This window comes from Kurthia massiliensis (genome assembly GCF_000285555.1).
Classification (GTDB): domain Bacteria; phylum Bacillota; class Bacilli; order Bacillales_A; family Planococcaceae; genus Kurthia; species Kurthia massiliensis.
The window spans coordinates 671,721-690,777 of record NZ_HE610996.1 but is presented as its reverse complement, the minus strand read 5'-3'; the positions used below and the strand labels follow the sequence as shown (position 1 = coordinate 690,777).

Annotated in this window: 20 protein-coding genes; 19 read left to right on the top strand and 1 reads right to left on the bottom strand. The window is 40.6% G+C overall.

Translation table 11 applies throughout. From position 1 onward, the window contains the following. Positions 1-70: 70 nt before the first annotated feature. Positions 71-592, top strand: coding sequence for a DNA-directed RNA polymerase subunit delta (gene rpoE / locus KMHG_RS03705; RefSeq protein ID WP_010287103.1), 522 nt, complete (start codon positions 71-73; stop codon positions 590-592). Between the two features lie 195 nt (positions 593-787). Then, positions 788-2,377, top strand: coding sequence for a CTP synthase (gene pyrG, locus KMHG_RS03700; protein WP_010287102.1), 1,590 nt, complete (start codon positions 788-790; stop codon positions 2,375-2,377). A gap of 112 nt (positions 2,378-2,489) precedes the next feature. On the opposite strand, the gene KMHG_RS03695 is transcribed toward pyrG, so the two are convergent. Next, complete coding sequence (locus KMHG_RS03695; protein WP_010287101.1) at positions 2,490-3,014, bottom strand: DUF2529 family protein; 525 nt, start codon at positions 3,012-3,014, stop codon at positions 2,490-2,492. 98 nt (positions 3,015-3,112) lie between these two features. On the opposite strand from KMHG_RS03695, the gene KMHG_RS03690 reads away from it, so the two are divergent. The 17 genes from KMHG_RS03690 to upp all read left to right on the top strand — a co-directional run bounded on the left by KMHG_RS03690 (position 3,113) and on the right by upp (position 19,047). After that, positions 3,113-3,484, top strand: a complete 372-nt coding sequence (locus tag KMHG_RS03690) for a response regulator (protein WP_010287100.1) — start codon at positions 3,113-3,115, stop codon at positions 3,482-3,484. An 85-nt stretch (positions 3,485-3,569) separates the two neighbouring features. After that, a complete protein-coding gene (gene fba / locus KMHG_RS03685; protein ID WP_010287097.1) occupies positions 3,570-4,424 on the top strand; it encodes a class II fructose-1,6-bisphosphate aldolase in 855 nt (284 codons plus the stop codon). A 67-nt stretch (positions 4,425-4,491) separates the two neighbouring features. After that, positions 4,492-5,139, top strand: coding sequence for a fructose-6-phosphate aldolase (gene fsa / locus KMHG_RS03680; RefSeq protein WP_010287096.1), 648 nt, complete (start codon positions 4,492-4,494; stop codon positions 5,137-5,139). Between the two features lie 87 nt (positions 5,140-5,226). Further along, positions 5,227-6,489: a UDP-N-acetylglucosamine 1-carboxyvinyltransferase gene (gene murA, locus KMHG_RS03675; RefSeq protein ID WP_010287093.1), complete on the top strand. Its 1,263-nt coding sequence runs from the start codon at positions 5,227-5,229 to the stop codon at positions 6,487-6,489. Between the two features lie 127 nt (positions 6,490-6,616). Continuing rightward, positions 6,617-7,582 (top strand): class II fructose-bisphosphatase, encoded by a 966-nt coding sequence (glpX, locus tag KMHG_RS03670; RefSeq protein ID WP_010287092.1) that lies wholly within the window; start codon positions 6,617-6,619, stop codon positions 7,580-7,582. A gap of 248 nt (positions 7,583-7,830) precedes the next feature. Next, positions 7,831-9,114: a transcription termination factor Rho gene (gene rho, locus KMHG_RS03665; protein WP_010287091.1), complete on the top strand. Its 1,284-nt coding sequence runs from the start codon at positions 7,831-7,833 to the stop codon at positions 9,112-9,114. A gap of 284 nt (positions 9,115-9,398) precedes the next feature. Further along, entirely contained in the window at positions 9,399-9,599 is a 201-nt protein-coding gene (gene rpmE / locus KMHG_RS03660; RefSeq protein WP_010287090.1) for a 50S ribosomal protein L31, read from the top strand. A 211-nt stretch (positions 9,600-9,810) separates the two neighbouring features. Then, entirely contained in the window at positions 9,811-10,413 is a 603-nt protein-coding gene (locus KMHG_RS03655; RefSeq protein WP_010287089.1) for a thymidine kinase, read from the top strand. Positions 10,414-10,583: 170 nt separating this feature from the next. Next, positions 10,584-11,663: a peptide chain release factor 1 gene (prfA, locus tag KMHG_RS03650; RefSeq protein WP_010287088.1), complete on the top strand. Its 1,080-nt coding sequence runs from the start codon at positions 10,584-10,586 to the stop codon at positions 11,661-11,663. Beyond that, positions 11,647-12,510 (top strand): peptide chain release factor N(5)-glutamine methyltransferase, encoded by an 864-nt coding sequence (gene prmC / locus KMHG_RS03645; protein ID WP_010287086.1) that lies wholly within the window; start codon positions 11,647-11,649, stop codon positions 12,508-12,510. The genes prfA and prmC overlap by 17 nt, the downstream gene beginning before the upstream one ends. A gap of 20 nt (positions 12,511-12,530) precedes the next feature. Beyond that, a complete protein-coding gene (locus KMHG_RS03640; protein WP_010287072.1) occupies positions 12,531-13,556 on the top strand; it encodes an L-threonylcarbamoyladenylate synthase in 1,026 nt (341 codons plus the stop codon). A 138-nt stretch (positions 13,557-13,694) separates the two neighbouring features. After that, positions 13,695-14,126, top strand: a complete 432-nt coding sequence (locus KMHG_RS03635; RefSeq protein ID WP_010287070.1) for a low molecular weight protein arginine phosphatase — start codon at positions 13,695-13,697, stop codon at positions 14,124-14,126. 28 nt (positions 14,127-14,154) lie between these two features. Continuing rightward, the gene (locus KMHG_RS03630) at positions 14,155-15,438 is read left to right on the top strand and encodes a methyl-accepting chemotaxis protein (RefSeq protein WP_010287069.1); all 1,284 of its coding nucleotides are present in this window, start codon (positions 14,155-14,157) and stop codon (positions 15,436-15,438) included. A gap of 297 nt (positions 15,439-15,735) precedes the next feature. Next, the gene (gene rpiB / locus KMHG_RS03625; protein ID WP_010287068.1) at positions 15,736-16,179 is read left to right on the top strand and encodes a ribose 5-phosphate isomerase B; all 444 of its coding nucleotides are present in this window, start codon (positions 15,736-15,738) and stop codon (positions 16,177-16,179) included. Positions 16,180-16,192: 13 nt separating this feature from the next. Beyond that, complete coding sequence (locus KMHG_RS18975; RefSeq protein WP_010287065.1) at positions 16,193-16,750, top strand: TIGR01440 family protein; 558 nt, start codon at positions 16,193-16,195, stop codon at positions 16,748-16,750. Between the two features lie 42 nt (positions 16,751-16,792). Next, the gene (gene glyA, locus KMHG_RS03615) at positions 16,793-18,046 is read left to right on the top strand and encodes a serine hydroxymethyltransferase (RefSeq protein WP_010287062.1); all 1,254 of its coding nucleotides are present in this window, start codon (positions 16,793-16,795) and stop codon (positions 18,044-18,046) included. Positions 18,047-18,417: 371 nt separating this feature from the next. Beyond that, complete coding sequence (upp, locus tag KMHG_RS03610; RefSeq protein WP_010287059.1) at positions 18,418-19,047, top strand: uracil phosphoribosyltransferase; 630 nt, start codon at positions 18,418-18,420, stop codon at positions 19,045-19,047. The last annotated feature ends 10 nt before the right edge of the window (positions 19,048-19,057 follow it).

The window sequence follows — 19,057 nt, the reverse complement described above, 5'->3', positions numbered from 1 at the left end:
ATGTGGCGTAATAGAGCACAATATGTATATAATAATGAGTATGTTTAAGTAGAGAAAGGACGTGCACGAATTGAACTTTCGTGAATTAACAACAGAACAATTAAATGAAGAATCATTAATTAACTTAGCTTATAGTATTTTAGTAGACAAAGGTCAACCTTTAACTTTCAAAGAAATCAACAATACAATTTTATCTTTAGGCGCTCGTACAGCTGCTGAATTAGAAGCTGCTATTGTACAGTTCTATACTGATATTAACATCGACGGTCGTTTCATCGTTTTAGGCGAAGACCGTTGGGGATTACGTGAATGGTACGCAATCGATCAAGTAGAAGAAGAAACTGCTCCTACTGTAAAAGTTCATGAACACGAAGAAGATTTAACATTAGATGTTGAAGAGGAAGAAGAATTAGTATTAGAAGATGATGCTAGCGACTTTGACGATACAACAGATACAACAATCGATCATGACTTAGACGATGACGAAGAAGACGATGATCTTGCTGGTCTTGATGTTGTTGAAGAAGACATGGATTTAGATGTTGAAGAAGATGACTTCGATTTAGAAGACGAAGAAGAAGACAAGCGTTAATCGATTTTCGTCAACAGTCTTGACATTAAAATGCAAAACGATTAGACTTTTACTTGGGCTCCTTAAAAAAGGAGAATGACCGTGTAATTACACGCTCCCCCTGCAATTCAGTTTGCGGGCGGAGCGTTTTTTTGTTTTTTCTATAGAGCTAGAAAACAGATTTTATGGAAAAATGAACTACTAGGAGGAACTATTTTGACTAAATATATTTTCGTAACAGGCGGCGTTGTATCTTCACTTGGTAAAGGGATTACAGCAGCATCATTAGGACGCTTACTTAAAAACCGTGGCTTAGAAGTCACTACACAAAAATTTGACCCGTACATCAACATTGACCCAGGTACAATGAGCCCATACCAACATGGTGAAGTATTCGTAACAGATGATGGCGCAGAAACTGACTTAGACTTAGGTCACTACGAACGTTTCATCGATATCAACCTTGGTAAACACTCTACAGTAACTTCTGGTCGCGTATACTCTTCAGTATTACGTAAAGAACGTCGCGGTGACTACAACGGCGGTACTGTACAAGTTATTCCACATATCACAAATGAAATTAAAGACCGTATCCAACGCGCAGGTCGCGAAACAAACGCTGATGTTGTCATCACTGAAATCGGTGGTACTGTTGGTGATATCGAATCACTTCCATTCTTAGAAGCGATTCGTCAATTAAAACGTGATTTAGGTTCAAACAACGTACTTTACTTACACTGTACATTAGTACCTTACATCGCAGCTTCAGGCGAATTAAAAACAAAACCAACACAACACTCAGTGAAAGAATTACGTTCTTTAGGTATTCAACCAAACGTATTAGTATTACGCTCTGATCGTCCAGTACCACAAGGTATGAAAGACAAAATCGCACTGTTCTGTGACGTAGAATCTCACGAAGTTGTAGAATGTGTAGACGCAGAAAGCCTATACGATATTCCATTAGCACTTCAAGCACAAAAGTTAGATTCAATCGTTCTGGACCACTTCGGCATCAAAGCACCAGAAGCTGATATGACAGAATGGAAAGTGCTTGTTGAACGCGTGAAAAACCTTTCTAAAACAACAAAAATTGCGCTTGTTGGTAAATATGTTGAATTACAAGATGCTTACATTTCAGTAGCAGAAGCATTAAAACATGCTGGTTACGCACACGATACAGATATCGATATCGACTGGATTAATGCAGAACACGTAACAGCTGAAAACGTTGCTGAATTATTAAAAGATGCTGACGGTATCCTTGTACCAGGTGGTTTCGGCGACCGTGGTGTTGAAGGTAAAATCGAAGCAATCAAATACGCACGTGAAAACAACAAACCATTCTTAGGTATTTGCCTAGGTATGCAAATGGCTGCTGTTGAATTTGCACGTAACGTACTTGGTTTAGAAGGCGCACACTCAACAGAGCTTGCAGATACAAAATATCCAATCATCGATTTATTACCAGACCAAGAAGACGTAGAAAATATTGGTGGTACATTACGTCTTGGTTTATACCCATGTAAATTAAAAGAAGGTTCTCGTGCACGTGAAATTTACGGCGAAGATTTAGTATATGAACGTCACCGTCACCGTTACGAATTCAACAACGAATTCCGCGAAGCAATGGAAGCAGCAGGTCTTGTATTCTCAGGTCTTTCTCCAGACGGTCGTCTTGCAGAAATTATCGAGTTACCAGAAAAAGATTTCTTCGTGGCAGCACAATTCCACCCAGAATTCGTTTCTCGTCCACAACGTCCACAACCATTATTCCGCGACTTCATTGGCGCTTCAGTAAAATAATTGAACGAAAAAAAGACCGTGCGTATTGCGCGGTCTTTTTTTATGTTATGTCATTTTATTCTAGGGAATACAAATAAAAACCGCGTGCTTATGGCTACGCGGTTCATACATATTACACTTCGTCATCGAAAAGCATTTCATCGTATTGTACTTTGATTGCTTCATAGACAAATAACGCAGCGATAACGTGCGGTACGACGATACGTTCGCCAATATCATTTGGGATTAAACCTTGTTTAATTTTTAATGATACGTACACGTATGCAAGGTCCGCCATTTTGCCAGCGTCTGCTTGTTTTTCGCTCGTAATGACAGCGAATGGAATAAATGCATCGTACAGTTGTTGTGCAAGTGCTAATGCTTCGGCATCATCTGCATGACGCGTCACGATTAATACGCGGTCTAAGTCTGTAACATTTGTATCTTTCGTCCAAGGCGTCATTTTTGCGAATGGTTCCTCGGCGAATTGTGCATTATATTCAAGTGCTTTCATTTCACCGAAGCACGCAAAATAAACTTTACCGTCTGTGATTCCTGCTTGTGCAAGTAAGCGCGCAGCTTCTTCAATCGTTTCTTCTTGATCAGAAGTAATACGTTGTAGTAAGCCTGTTAGTTGAGTCGTTAACATTTTTAACATTCTTTTCACCTCATGAAGCCAATTATAATGATGTTTTCGACAAATTGTAAAGTGTATATATGTTAGTATTAATGAGATAACGTAAGGGGAGAGTTACAATGAAAAAAATTTTAATTGTTGATGATCAACCTGGCATTCGCGTATTGTTACAAGAAGTGCTTAAAAAAGAAGGTTACGACATTCAAACAGCAGGAAGCGGCGTTGAAGCCATCTCGCTATTAGAATCGGAACATTTTGATGCGCTACTAACGGATATGAAACTGCCAGGCATGAACGGCGTCGACATCTTACAACGCGCGCAAACGAAGGCAGAACATATGGTCACTATGATGATGACAGCGTACGGAGAAATGGAACTTATCGAGCAAGCAAAAAGTCTTGGGGTGAAGCATTTCTTTACGAAACCGTTCAACATTATCGAAGTCCGCGAAACGATTAATAATTTAATGAAAGCACACGACTTAAAGTAGTAAAATATATAACTTTTTGATATGATTGTACTGTTTAAGAGTAATCAATTTATTATGCTTGAATTCATGAAGGAGGATTTATATTATGGCTTTAGTTTCTATGAAAGAAATGCTAGAAAAAGCAAAAGAAGGTAAATACGCTGTAGGTCAATTCAACATCAACAACCTTGAATATACACAAGCGATTTTATTAGCTGCTGAGGAAGAAAAATCACCGGTTATTTTAGGTGTGTCTGAAGGTGCCGGTAAATATATGGGCGGCTTCGTGGCGGTAGTTTATATGGTAAAAGGTTTAATCGAAAGCTACAACATCACAGTTCCAGTTGCGATTCACCTTGACCATGGTTCAAGCTTTGAAAAATGTAAAGAAGCAGTTGATGCTGGTTTTACTTCAGTAATGATCGACGCATCTCATCACTCATTCGACGAAAATATTCGTATCACTTCTGAAGTTGTAAAATACGCACATGCAAATGGCGTGTCTGTAGAAGCAGAATTAGGTACAGTTGGCGGCGAAGAGGATGGCGTTATCGGCGGTATTATGTACGCTGATCCAGAAGAATGCCGTAAAATGGTAGAAGCGACAGCTATCGATTGCCTAGCACCAGCATTAGGTTCAGTACATGGTCCATACCACGGCGAACCAAACTTAGGTTTCAAAGAAATGAAAGAAATCTCTGAGTTAGCTGACCTACCATTAGTATTACACGGTGGTTCTGGTATTCCATTAAAAGATATCCAAAAAGCGATTTCTTTAGGTACTGCTAAAATCAATGTTAATACTGAAAACCAAATCGCTCAAACTGCAGCAATTCGTGAAATTTTAGAAAACGATAAAAAAGTATATGATCCACGTAAATACATGGGTCCTGGTCGCGAAGCAATTAAAGCGACAGTTATCGGTAAAATCCGCGACTTCGGCAGCAACGGCAAAGCGTAATTCACTATATAAAGGGGAGCTTTTGTGAGCTTCCCATTTTTTCATACACATAGGGGGAAACACACACATGAAATTTTTCATCGACACAGCAAACTTTGACGAAATTAAAGAAGCGTATGCTTGGGGTATTTTATCAGGCGTAACAACAAATCCATCTCTAGTTGCGAAAGAAAAAAACATTTCTTTCCACGATCGTTTAAAAGAGATCGCTGAATTAGTAGACGGTTCAGTATCAGGTGAAGTGATTTCACTAGATGCAGAAGGTATGATTAAAGAAGGTCTTGAACTTTCAGAAATCCACCCAAACATCACTGTTAAATTACCAATGACTGAAGCTGGTCTTACTGCATGTGCAGCATTAACAGCAAAAGGCATTAAAACAAACGTAACATTAATTTTCTCTGCAAACCAAGCATTAATGGCAGCGCGCGCTGGTGCAACTTACGTATCACCATTCATCGGCCGTCTTGATGACATCGGTATTGACGGTGTAGAATTAATCCGCGAAATCGCTGAAATCTTCGCGATTCACGAAATTCCATCACAAATTATCGCAGCATCTATCCGTCACCCTCAACACGTGACACAAGCAGCGCTTGCAGGTGCACACATTGCGACAACACCATACAAAGTGTTAAAACAATTATTCAAACACCCACTTACTGATAAAGGTATCGAAGGCTTCATGGCTGACTGGGCTAACAAAGATAAATAATCCGTTTCATCACTAAACAACATTCGTCCTGAAGCTACACTTTTTTAAGCGTGGTTTCAGGGCGAATTTGTATATAAGGAGCTTTTTATGGACGTATTTAAAGTAAATGGGGGCCATCGCCTCAAAGGAACAATTAAAGTGAGTGGTGCGAAAAATAGTGCAGTCGCATTAATTCCGGCAGCTATTTTAGCAGATTCACCAGTAACAATCGAAGGACTACCAGAAATTTTAGACGTGTGGACATTGAAAGCATTACTTGAAGAAATCGGTGGCTCCGTCACGTTTGAAAACGGTGATATGCATATCGACCCGACGCATATGACGGATATGCCACTTCCGAATGGCAACGTTAAAAAACTGCGCGCTTCGTATTATTTAATGGGCGCGATGCTTGGCCGCTTTAAACAAGCGGTCATCGGTTTACCGGGTGGTTGTTATTTAGGACCGCGCCCGATTGATCAGCATATTAAAGGTTTTGAAGCGCTCGGTGCGAAAGTGACGAATGAGCATGGTGCAATTTATTTACGCGCAGAAAAACTCGTCGGTGCCAAAATTTATTTAGACGTATCAAGCGTCGGTGCAACGATTAATATTATGCTAGCAGCCGTCCTTGCAGAAGGACAAACGACGATTGAAAACGCGGCGAAAGAGCCAGAAATTATTGACGTTGCGACATTGTTAACAAGCATGGGTGCAAATATTAAAGGCGCGGGGACAAATGTCATTCGCATTAATGGCGTTGAAACATTACATGGCACGACGCATACGATTATTCCAGACCGTATCGAAGCGGGGACGTATATGTTGCTTGCAGCAGCAATCGGTGATGGCGTTACAATTGATAACGTTATTCCGATGCACGTGGACTCGTTAACGGCGAAAATGCGTGAAATGGATATTAAAGTTATTGAAGAAGAAGAGCGTATTATTATTCCGAAAACCGAGCGTCCGATTAAAGCGGTCGATGTGAAAACACTCGTCTATCCAGGTTTCCCGACAGATTTACAACAACCATTTGCTGCATTACTGACGCAAGCAGAAGGAACTGCAGTCATTACCGATACGATTTATTCAGCGCGCTTTAAACATATTGCTGAACTTAATCGCATGGGTGCAAACGGTAAAGTAGAAGGACGTACGTCGATTATTACCGGACCGACACCACTGACAGGTGCAACAGTTACTGCAACAGATTTACGTGCAGGTGCCGCGTTAATTATCGCCGGATTAGTCGCAAAAGGAGAAACAATTATTCACGATATTCATCATATTGAGCGCGGATATAGTCATATTGTTGAGAAATTAGTCAATATTGGCGCGCATATTGAAAAAATCGAAGTGGATGAATAATGAAAAATTTTTTCATTTTACAACATCTACAAAAATTACGTGAATTGTATACGAACTGTGCTACAATAGATTTGGTTTTAAACCACATCCGCTTTTCGAAAGTGGCAAACGGGAGGAACAGTAGAACATGAAACGTAGTTTATCAATGGAAGTAGTACGTGTAACAGAAGCAGCAGCGATCGCATCAGCACGCTGGATGGGCCGTGGACTTAAAATGGAAGCAGATGACGCAGCAACAACAGCAATGCGTCAAGTTTTCGATTCTATTCCAATGGACGCAACAGTTGTAATCGGTGAAGGCGAAATGGACGAAGCACCAATGCTTTACATCGGTGAAAAATTAGGCTCTGACAAAAACGGCCCTCAAGTAGATATCGCAGTAGATCCGTTAGAAGGTACTAATATCGTCGCAGCAGGTAGTGGTAATGCTTTAACAGTATTAGCCATTGCAGACCGTGGTAACTTACTTCATGCACCTGATATGTACATGGAAAAAATCGCAGTTGGTCCAGAAGCAGCTGGTAAAGTAGACATCGATGCTTCAGTAACAGAAAATTTACAAGCAGTAGCCAAAGCGAAAAATAAAAATGTAGAAGATGTTGTGGCAACATTATTAAAACGTGAACGTCACCAAGCTATCGTAGACGAAATTCGTGCAGCAGGTGCTCGCATTAAATTCATCAATGATGGCGACGTAGCGGCAGCAATTAACACAGCATTCGACGAAACAGGTGTCGATATTATGTTCGGTACTGGGGGCGCTCCAGAAGGCGTAATCGCAGCAGTAGCTCTTAAATGCTTAGGTGGCGACTTCCAAGGTCGTTTAGTACCATCTAACGACGAAGAAATCGCACGTTGCGAAAAAATGGGTATTGCCGTAAACACTGTTTTACAATTAGACGACCTTGTAAAAGGTGATGACGCAATCTTTGCAGCAACAGGTGTAACAGATGGCGAACTTCTTAAAGGTGTACAATTCAAAGGCGGTCACTGCACAACTGAATCAGTTGTTATGCGTGCCAAATCTGGTACTGTACGTTTCGTAGAAGGTCGTCACCGTCTAGACAAAAAACCAGATCTTTACTTACACTAATTTTTAAATGAAATAATTTTTCATCTATATATAGCATTACTCAATGAAGTAGATGCCATGACAAGTGGACCGTGCAATCGCGCGGTCCATTTGTCGCTTTTCAACATTGTTTATTCGACGAATAGTTCCTTTTTTGATGCTTAAACTGTATAATGATTAAGTAAATATTTGACTAATTTCTTCCAGTAAATGAGTAGTGTGTCAAACAGTGTAGTAGAAAAATTAGAAATAAGAGTGGTGTATTACCTATGACAAATTTAACGATGGCGCAACTCGAAAATATGAAGTTAAAAGAGCTTTATGAGTTAGCCCGTGAATATAAAGTTTCATATTATAGTAAGTTAACAAAAAAAGAACTGATCGTCGCGATTTTAAAAATGCGCGCAGAACGTGAAGGGTATTTTTATATGGACGGTGTATTAGAAATTTTGCAGCAAGAAGGCTACGGTTTTTTACGTCCAATCAATTACTCACCAAGTTCTGAAGACATTTACATTTCAGCATCTCAAATTCGCCGCTTCAGTTTACGTAACGGTGATAAAGTAGCGGGGAAAGTACGTCCGCCAAAAGAGAACGAAAGACATTACGGTTTACTGCAAGTGTCTGAAGTAAACGGTGAAGATCCAGAAGTAGCAAAAGATCGTGTTCACTTCCCAGCACTTACACCACTTTATCCGGATCGTCATATGAAATTAGAAACGACGAAAAATAAAGTATCGACACGTATTATCGACCTTGTGTCACCAATCGGTTTCGGACAACGTGGTTTAATCGTTGCACCACCAAAAGCCGGGAAAACTTCTTTATTAAAAGAAATTGCGAATGCAATTACCGAACAACACCCAGATTCAGAGTTGATCGTGTTATTAATCGATGAGCGTCCAGAAGAAGTAACAGATATCGAGCGTTCAGTGAAAGCAGATGTCGTGTCATCAACGTTTGATGAATTACCAGAAAACCATATTAAAGTGGCGGAGATGGTATTAGAACGTGCGATGCGTCTTGTGGAACATAAACGCGACGTCATTATTTTAATGGATTCCATTACACGTCTTGCGCGTGCGTATAATTTGACGGTTCCCCCAAGTGGTCGTACGTTATCAGGCGGTATCGACCCAGCCGCGTTCCACCGTCCGAAACGTTTCTTCGGTGCAGCGCGTAATATCGAAGAAGGCGGTAGCTTAACGATTTTAGCGACTGCTTTAATCGATACAGGTTCACGTATGGATGAAGTTATTTATGAAGAGTTCAAAGGAACAGGGAATATGGAGCTTCATTTAGACCGTGCACTTGCAGAACGTCGTATTTTCCCGGCGATTAATATTCGTCGTTCAGGTACGCGTAAAGAAGAGCTACTTATTGAGAAAAAACAATTGAATCAATTATGGGCGATTCGTAAAACATTTTCAGATACGCCAGACTTCACTGAGAAGTTTTTACGTAAATTACGTTCAACGGAAAATAACGCCGCATTTTTTGATGCATTAGATCAAAAATCAAAAGAACAACGTAATGGTCGAGGATTGATTTAAAATAGTAATTATTTGACATTAAATAACTTGCATAGTAAATTAGTGTCAAGAAGACATCGAGGACTTAAAGATGTTCGTCTATCGACGCATTTTATTTCTTGTGAGTTTGACCTATTTTCTAATCCAAACGAAAAAATGCATTGCATTTGAAATGTCAGTTTGGTATTATATTTTCATAATGCAAATAATCTGTGTTGCATATATGGCGTTTAAATGGGCCGTGTAAGGCAACCGATATAATAACTCTGTTCCAGATGGTTCAGGGCGAGAGGAGAACACCAACTATGAAACAAGGTATCCACCCAGATTTCAAACAAGCAAAAGTAACTTGCTCTTGCGGTAACGAATTCACTGTAGGTTCTGTTAAAGAATCAATCACTGTCGAATTCTGTAACGAATGCCACCCATTCTACACTGGTCGCCAAAAATTCGCGTCAGCTGATGGTCGTGTTGATCGTTTCAACAAAAAATACAACCTTAAATAATCATTATTTAAGTGGAAATAATGCCTGCTATGCACTTGTTGCGTAGCAGGTATTTTTCTTGATTGCGCTCGAAAATTCGTGTAGTATAAGTCACGTTATTACTGCAGATTTTTCGTTCGTACATAACAAATAATTATTAAAAAAAGAGCAGTTCGTTGGCTCTTTTTTGTTATGATATAGAGTAGATATTTTAGAAGGGAGCCTGTTCATAATGTACGTTATGTCTCAAAACGGCTGGGTAGAAGTAATTTGCGGCAGTATGTTCTCTGGAAAATCGGAAGAACTGATCCGCCGAGTGCGCCGCGCGCAATTCGCAAAACAAAAGATTGCGGTGTTTAAACCGAAGTTAGACAATCGTTATAGCGAAGAAGCGGTCGTAAGTCACAACGGTACGACAGTCATTGCACACCCGATTGAAAAAACGGAGGAAATGTGGAACTACATCGACGACGAGTACGATTTAATTGCAATCGATGAAGCACAATTTTTCGGAGAAGATATTATCGACACAGTTCAAAAGCTAGCTGACCACGGCTTCCGCGTAATTTTAGCCGGTCTTGACCAAGACTTTAAAGGCGTGCCATTCGGGCCGATGCCATTTTTAATGGCGATCGCTGAACAAGTGACAAAATTACAAGCGGTATGTAGCGTCTGTGGCTCACCTGCAAGTCGCACGCAACGTTTAATTAACGGCGAACCTGCAAAAGCAGATGACCCTGTTATTTTAGTTGGTGCTTCAGAAGCATACGAACCGCGTTGTCGCCACCACCATTATGTACCTGTCGGTGCTACACAACTTAATGAAGTAAAATAGAAGACAATATATGACCTAAAAAGTTCATTTCGTAGTAAAATGAACAGAGAATGTATTTTGAAAAGAGTAGCATGTGTTACTCTTTTTCTTTATACTATTGAGGGAAGCAAAATAACTTTAATGCAAAACGAAATAGAATATAGATGAAAGAAAGGACTAGGTGAAAGTAAATGTTTGATCGCCTACAAGCAGTAGAAGACCGTTACGAACGCTTAAACGAACTTCTAAGTGACCCAGATATCGTATCTGACTCAAAAAAATTAGCACAATACTCTAAAGAACAATCAGATATTCAAGAAACAGTAGCTGTTTATCGTGAATATAAATCAATTAAAGAGCAAATTCAAGACGCGAAAGATTTAATTGAAATGGAAGACGACGCTGATATGAAAGAAATGGCGCAAGAAGAGGTAAAAGAACTTGAAGCGCAAATTCCTGGATTAGAAGACAAAATGAAACTGTTATTAATTCCGAAAGACCCGAACGATGGTAAAAATATTATCATGGAAATTCGTGGTGCTGCCGGCGGTGATGAAGCAGCGTTATTCGCTAACTCATTATTCCGTATGTACAGCAAATTTGCTGAAACACAAGGTTGGAAAACAGAAATCGTTTCTGCAAACCCAACAGAGCTAGGCGGTTACAAAGAAATCGTTATTATGATTTCAGGTAGCGACGTTTACTCTAAATTAAAATACGAAAGTGGCGCACACCGTGTACAACGTGTACCAGAAACAGAATCTCAAGGTCGTGTTCACACGTCTACAGCAACTGTCGTTGTAATGCCAGAAGCTGCAGAAGTAGAACTTGACCTGCAAGATAAAGATATTCGTGTCGACATTTACCACGCATCAGGTGCCGGTGGTCAGCACGTCAACAAAACAGCATCAGCTGTTCGTATGACGCACATTCCAACAGGTGTAGTTGTAGCGATGCAAGATGAACGTTCACAACTGAAAAACCGTGAAAAAGCGATGAAAATCCTTCGCGCACGTGTATACGATAAATTGCAACAAGAAGAACAATCTAAATACGATGCAGAACGTCGCTCAGCTGTAGGTACAGGTGACCGTTCAGAACGTATTCGTACGTACAACTATCCACAAAACCGTGTGACGGATCACCGCATCGGTTTAACAATCCAAAAATTAGACCAAATTATCGACGGTAAATTAGGTGACATTATCGACGCATTAATTATGGAAGAACAAGCTAAAAAATTGGATGCATTAAATGAACAACGATTCTAAGCGAGTTTTTGAGGCCCTTGATTGGGCTTCTTCTATTTTAGAGGAGGCAAATCGAGAGGCGCGCGTCGGACAGTTGTTATTGCAGCACGTATTAGACGTCGATTATACGCATCTCGTTATGCGCATGCACGACCTACTAACAAAGGAAGAAATGGCAACGTTTGAACAACTCGTTGCACAACATATAGACGGTGTACCTGTACAATACATGACGCATCATGAAGAGTTTTACGGTCGTGATTTTTATGTTGATGAAGCGGTATTAATTCCACGACCAGAAACCGAAGAACTCGTACATTATACGTTACAACGTATGAAAAAAATGTTCACGAACGGTCATGTGAAAGTTGCAGATATCGGTACAGGTAGTGGTGCAATTGCTATTTCGATGAAAAAAGAATGTCCGAAGCTCGATGTCACCGCGACGGATATTTCGCCAGCAGCACTCGCTGTTGCACAAAAAAATGCCACGCGATTAGAAGCCGACATTACATTTTTAGAAGGCGATTTAACAGCGCCACTTGAAGGTGAACTGTGGGATGTTGTACTATCAAATCCGCCATATATTGCTGAATCAGAAATAGATGTGATGGATGATACGGTCATTAAACATGAACCGCATACTGCATTATTTGCAGAAGAAAATGGATTGAAATTGTATCGCGAGCTTGCAGAAAACTTACCGACGATGATGAAACGCCCTGGATTAATCGGTGTCGAAATCGGTTATTTACAAGGCCAAGCTGTTGCTGGATTTTTCCGTAAGCATGTTGAAAATGCACAAGTAGATATCGTAAAAGATATGTTTGGACAAGATCGCATCGTCTTTTGCGAACTAAAAAAATAGTAAGAGCGAGGAACGACAAAATGGAAACAAAACGAGTAATCGTAGATGGCAAAGTAGCAGACCCTGCCTTTGATGAGGCAGTAGCACTTTTAAAAGCAGGACAAGTCGTCGCATTCCCGACAGAGACTGTATATGGTCTTGGCGGCGTTGCGACAAATGATGAGGCAGTAGCCGGCATTTATGCGGCAAAAGGACGCCCGTCGGATAATCCGTTAATCGTCCATATTGGTGCGTTTGAACAATTGGATCGCTACGTGATGGATTTATCAGATAAAGCAAAAGCTTGTATGAAAGCATTTTGGCCAGGACCACTAACAGTTATTTGTAAAGTGAAGCCGGGTACGCTTTCTAATAAAGTAACGGCTGGTCTTGATACGGTCGGTATTCGTATGCCAAATCATCCTGTCGCCCTTCGATTATTACGTCAGTTGGACGAACCAGTCGCTGCACCGAGCGCAAATACGAGTGGTAAACCAAGTCCGACAGAAGGGGTCCATGTTGAAGAAGATTTAACAGGTCGCATTCCACTTATTTTAGATGGTGGTGCTACAGGAATTGGCGTCGAATCAACGGTTATCGACTTAACGTTAGACACACCGACGATTTTACGTCCAGGTGGCATTACGAAAGAAATGTTCGAAAGTGTCATCGGTCCAGTGATTGAGCCGACCCATATTGAACAAAAAGCAGGTGCACCGAAAGCACCTGGTATGAAATATACGCATTACGCACCAGACGCACCCGTTTATCAAATTGCTTGTGATGTAGACGTTGTAACACGCGCTGTTGCAACATTACACGCAGAAGGCAAAAAGGTTGCTTTGCTTGCACCAGATGCTTTTAGCGATATTGATAGCGATTGGTTCTTTACGTTCGGTGATGGTTCACATGCACAAATGGCGGCGCATTTATATGATGCACTGCGCGCGTGCAACGCGACTGACGCAGATATCGTCTTAGCAACGATTACCGATAAATCGGACGTTGGCTCAGCGATTATGAACCGTTTAGAAAAATCAGCAGGTGGCCGCTTCTATGAGGCATAGGCCATTCAACATAGATGATTGAGAGAAGATGCTAGTCAGTAAGTTTTACCACTTACTGGCTAGTTCTTCTTTTTTTGTGATTTTCTAATGCTTATCGCTTATAATCAATATAATTGAACGAATGAAGAGGTGACATAGATGAATATTTATTTTGTATGCACAGGCAACACTTGCCGAAGTCCGATGGCTGAAGCCATTTTACGTGCAAAGAAGCTCGACGGTGTGAACGTTAAGTCAGCAGGAATTTATGCGATGCCAGGCGGTAAAATGTCGAGTGGCACGACGCAAGTATTGACTGAACAAAATATGCTCATTCCTCATCAGTCTTCACCAGTGACGATTGAGGATTTACAATGGGCGGACCTGATTTTAACGATGACGATGTCTCACAAACGAGGTTTGCTTCAAGCATTTCCACAGTTCGCGGATAAAGCATTTTCTTTGAAAGAGTATGCGACAGATACGCATGGGGATGTATCTGATCCGTACGGTGGGTCGGTCGATATTTATCGTCAAACGTTTGATGAATTATCGACACTCATCGATATTGTTGTGCAAAAGCTACACTAGATTGCCTAAATGAAGAGGGGATAAAGGGATGGAAAAACGTGTTAAGTTCGGCTTGCGTAAAAAGCTCGTCATTTTTGTCGTGTTATTAGCAATCATTACGTATAGCATTAGTTTTGTATTTATCGAATATGTGCAGCCTGTATTTTTTGCAGACGGCAATCGAAAATTATTTGAAATTGCTACGTACACATTAGGCATTATATGGTCGGGGATTTTAGCAGCCATTTTTGGGATCATTTTAGTGAAACCGTTGCAACAACTTGAAAAAGTCGCAAATGACGCTGCACAAGGTCGTATTAGTGAAGATATTGATGTACCAAAAACGAATGATGAAATGGAATCGCTCGGTAAAGCATTTCAAACGATGCTCGTCAATTTACGTGTCATGGTCGCGCATATTGAAGAAAACTTCGAAGCGACAAAAGATAGTATGGGGCGTTTATCAAATGGCGCGAAAGAGGCATCGACACAAACAGAACGCATTGCTAAAACGATTTCTCAAATTTCAGATGGGGCAGAACATTCATCTGATGCGATTCAATTTACAGCCAATTCTTTAGATGACGTGCGCGAAATTACGACATCTGTAACGGCACATGTCGAATCATCGACCGCTACGTCACAAAAAATGGTGAGTGAATTATCTTCGGCAACAGCGCACATTAATTTACTCGTTGAAGGTGTGCAAAAAATGGTTGATCAAAATCGTCAATCACTTGGCACGATTCAAAAACTTGAAGAAAACGCCGATGAAATCGAAAATATTATTCAACTCGTGAGTGCAATCGCGGACCAAACGAATTTATTAGCATTGAACGCATCGATTGAAGCGGCGCGTGCAGGTGAACATGGGAAAGGCTTTGCCGTCGTAGCCGAAGAAGTACGGAAGTTAGCTGACGGTAGTTCAGAAGCAGCCAACAACGTAACGAATTTAATTCATGCAATGCAAACGAATGTGAAAGACGTCGTCGCATCGATGAACGAGCAAGTAACGACGACCGAAAAAGAAGTTCAGCGTGTCGCAACGACAACGGCAGCCGTTGATGGCATGACGTCAATGATTCATGAAATGGCATCGGCTGTGACAGAAATTTCCACGCTTGCCGACCAACAACGCAATATGCTAGAGCAAACGGCGGCGCAATCACAAGAAGTAGCGGCCATTGCGAAACAAACATCCGCTGGTACGAGCGACATGCGCATTGCGACGTTAAAACAAGTCGATGCGATTGAAGAAATTAACAAATTGATGGAAGACGTAAATGATCAAGCAACGGCGTTATATGATGTCATTAAAAAGTTTGAACGTTAGTGCTCGTTTACGAACGAATTTGATGTAGTCATGCAAGATGATTCTGTATTTCACACAGAATCATCTTTTTTAGGTTGTGCAACAACCGTTTAATTGGTAAAATACGAATTATAAAAAGTATTTAATCTTATAAATTCGGATTTAGCTGTGCTATATACATATAACAAAACTTTAAACGACTTAATTGTTCGTTTTTTGGAGAAAATTTATGCTAAAAAATCATTTGTTGGCGATGTTTTTCTCAGCTGATAAGTGGTACACTGTTTTTGACTAAGATTAAAGAAATGAGGGATAACTGTGAAAATTGCAATTGCATCTGATCACGGTGGGAATAATTTACGTAAAGAAATCAAAGGGTTACTAGAAGCAAAGGGTTATGAATATACTGACTTCGGACCAAAAGATGACGGTTCTGTCGATTATCCTGACTTCGCAAAACCAGTAGCAGAAGGTGTTGCTAACGGAGAATTTGATAGAGGGATTTTAATTTGTGGTACAGGTATCGGCATGTCGATCGCTGCGAACAAAGTAAAAGGTGTTCGTTGTGCGTTAGTACACGATACATTCTCAGCAAAAGCAACGCGTTGCCACAATGACTCAAACGTCATCGCAATGGGTGAGCGCGTCATCGGCCCTGGTTTAGCATTAGACATCGTTGACATTTGGTTATCAACAGATTTTGAAGGCGGCCGTCACGAACGTCGCGTCGATAAAATTACTGAAATCGAAGCTCAAAACTAAGAAGGTGTAAACAATGACACTACAACAAATCGAACAAGATTTAACAACGTTACTTGATGAATTTGTAGCACAAGCACCACTCAAAAAAGGCCAGCTTTTCGTAATTGGTTGCTCAACATCGGAAGTAAAAGGTGAAAAAATCGGTACAGCAGGTGGTCTTGAAATTGCAGAAGCGATTTTCAAACCACTGAAAGCATTTGCGGCTAAACACGATATTTACTTAGCATTCCAAGGTTGCGAGCATTTAAACCGTGCCATTACGTTAGAGCGTGCTGCGGCAGAAAAATACGGTTACGAAGAAGTAGCTGTCGTACCTGTTCGTACAGCAGGAGGTTCGATGTCGACATATGCGTATCGTCATTTAGAAGATGCCGTTGTCGTCGAAGAAGTCCAAGCGCACGCTGGTATCGATATCGGTCAAACATTGATCGGTATGCATTTGAAGCGCGTCGCTGTGCCCGTGCGTACATCGGTGAAACAAATCGGTGAAGCTGTCGTCACAGTCGCAAAAACCCGTCCGAAATTAATCGGCGGTGAACGCGCAGTCTATACATTAGAAACATCTTCATAGATGTTCATATAAATTAATCAGATTTTAGGGGGAAAAAGAGTAATGGCAAAACTTGCAGCACAAGAAAATTTACAAGCACAAGATTCAGCAGTATTTGAAGCGATGGAAAAAGAGTTTGCGCGTCAACAAGCAAACATCGAGTTAATCGCATCTGAAAACATTGTGTCAGCGGCAGTCATCGAAGCACAAGGCTCAGTATTAACAAACAAATATGCAGAAGGTTATCCTGGTAAACGTTACTATGGTGGCTGTGAATTTGTTGATATCGTTGAAGATATTGCGCGCGATCGTGCAAAACAATTATTCGGTGCAGAGCATGTAAACGTGCAACCACACTCTGGCGCACAAGCGAACATGGCTGTATACTTCACTGTTTTAGAACCAGGTGACACAGTACTAGGTATGAATTTAGCACATGGTGGTCACTTAACACACGGTAGCCCAGTGAACTTCTCAGGCGTTCAATACAACTTCGTTGAATACGGCGTAACAAAAGATACAAACGTAATCGACTATGAAGATGTACGTGCAAAAGCGTTAGAACACAAACCGAAATTAATCGTTGCTGGTGCAAGTGCGTACCCTCGTGAAATCAACTTTGCAAAATTCCGTGAAATCGCTGATGAAGTTGGCGCATTATTCATGGTTGATATGGCACACATCGCTGGTTTAGTTGCAGCTGGTCTTCACCCAAACCCAGTACCATACGCTGACTTCGTAACGACAACAACACATAAAACGTTACGCGGTCCTCGTGGCGGTATGATTTTAACTTCTGAAGCTTGGGGCAAAAAAATCGACAAATCGATCTTCCCTGGTATTCAAGGTGGTCCATTAATGCACGTAATCGCAGGTAAAGCAGTTGCTTTCGGTGAAGCATTACAACCTGAATTCAAAGAATACGCAACACAAGTTGTGAAAAACGCAAAAGTACTAGGCGAATCACTTCAAGCAGAAGGCATCGATTTAGTATCAGGCGGTACAGACAACCACTTATTATTACTAGACGTTCGTTCTCTAGGTTTAACTGGTAAAGTTGCAGAAGCACTTCTTGATGAAGTAAACATTACTGCAAACAAAAATGGTATCCCATACGATCCAGAAAAACCATTCGTAACTTCAGGCGTACGTATCGGTACACCAGCAATCACTTCTCGTGGTTTCGTTGAAGAAGATATGAAAGAAATTGCCGCATTAATCGCTGCAGTTCTAAAAAATCCAGAAGACGAAGCTGTGAAAGCTGATGCACGAGCACGCGTAAAAACATTAACAGACAAATATCCAATTTACGCATAATGTAATTTTTTGAACTATCCTACAACGACATGACGTTTGTCCATAGATAGCAATATCTATGACTCCCCCCTTTTGAAGAGGGGAGGGGTGTAGGATAGTTTTCTTTTTGTTTAAAAACGATTTTTCGTGGAATCTAGCGTACAACAGGAGAGAAAAATATTGTCTGAATATGCTAGAAAATGTTAGTTTATTCTATTAATATATGTATTCTTGTATATTTCACTGTTTAACATTAAAACCTAATTAATACATTTTTTTCTAAAAAATAAGTCGGATTAGCATAAAAGTACATTTACGCCATAATTGACATAAAAGAAAGCGCTTTTTCTGCTATAATAGATAAGATAATTATTTATAGGGAGTGTTCAACCTTGGGTAAAGTATACGTATTTGACCATCCATTAATTCAACACAAATTAACTTACATTCGCGACAAAAATACTGGTACGAAAGAATTCCGTGAATTAGTAGATGAAGTAGCTACATTAATGGCATTCGAAATTACACGCGATATGGAATTAGAAGAAGTAGAAACTGAAACACCAGTCGTAAAAGCTAAAACAAAAGTATTAGCAGGTAAAAAAATGGCCGTTGTTCCAATCTTACGCGCAGGCTTAGGTATGGTTGATGGTATCTTGAAATTAATCCCAGCTGCAAAAGTAGCACACATCGGTTTATACCGTGATCCTGAAACATTACAACCTGTGGAATATTATGCAAAATTCCCAGCTGATATCGAAGAACGTGACTTCTACGTTGTCGATCCAATGTTAGCAACAGGTGGTTCTGCAATCGAAGCGATCAACTCACTGAAAAAACGTGGCGCTACAAGTATTAAATTCATGTGCTTAATCGCAGCTCCAGAAGGTGTAGAAGCATTACAAAAAGCACATCCAGACGTTGATATTTACATCGCTGCAAAAGATGAAAAATTAAATGACCATGGTTACATCGTTCCTGGTCTAGGTGACGCAGGGGACCGTTTATTCGGCACAAAATAATGTAAGGATG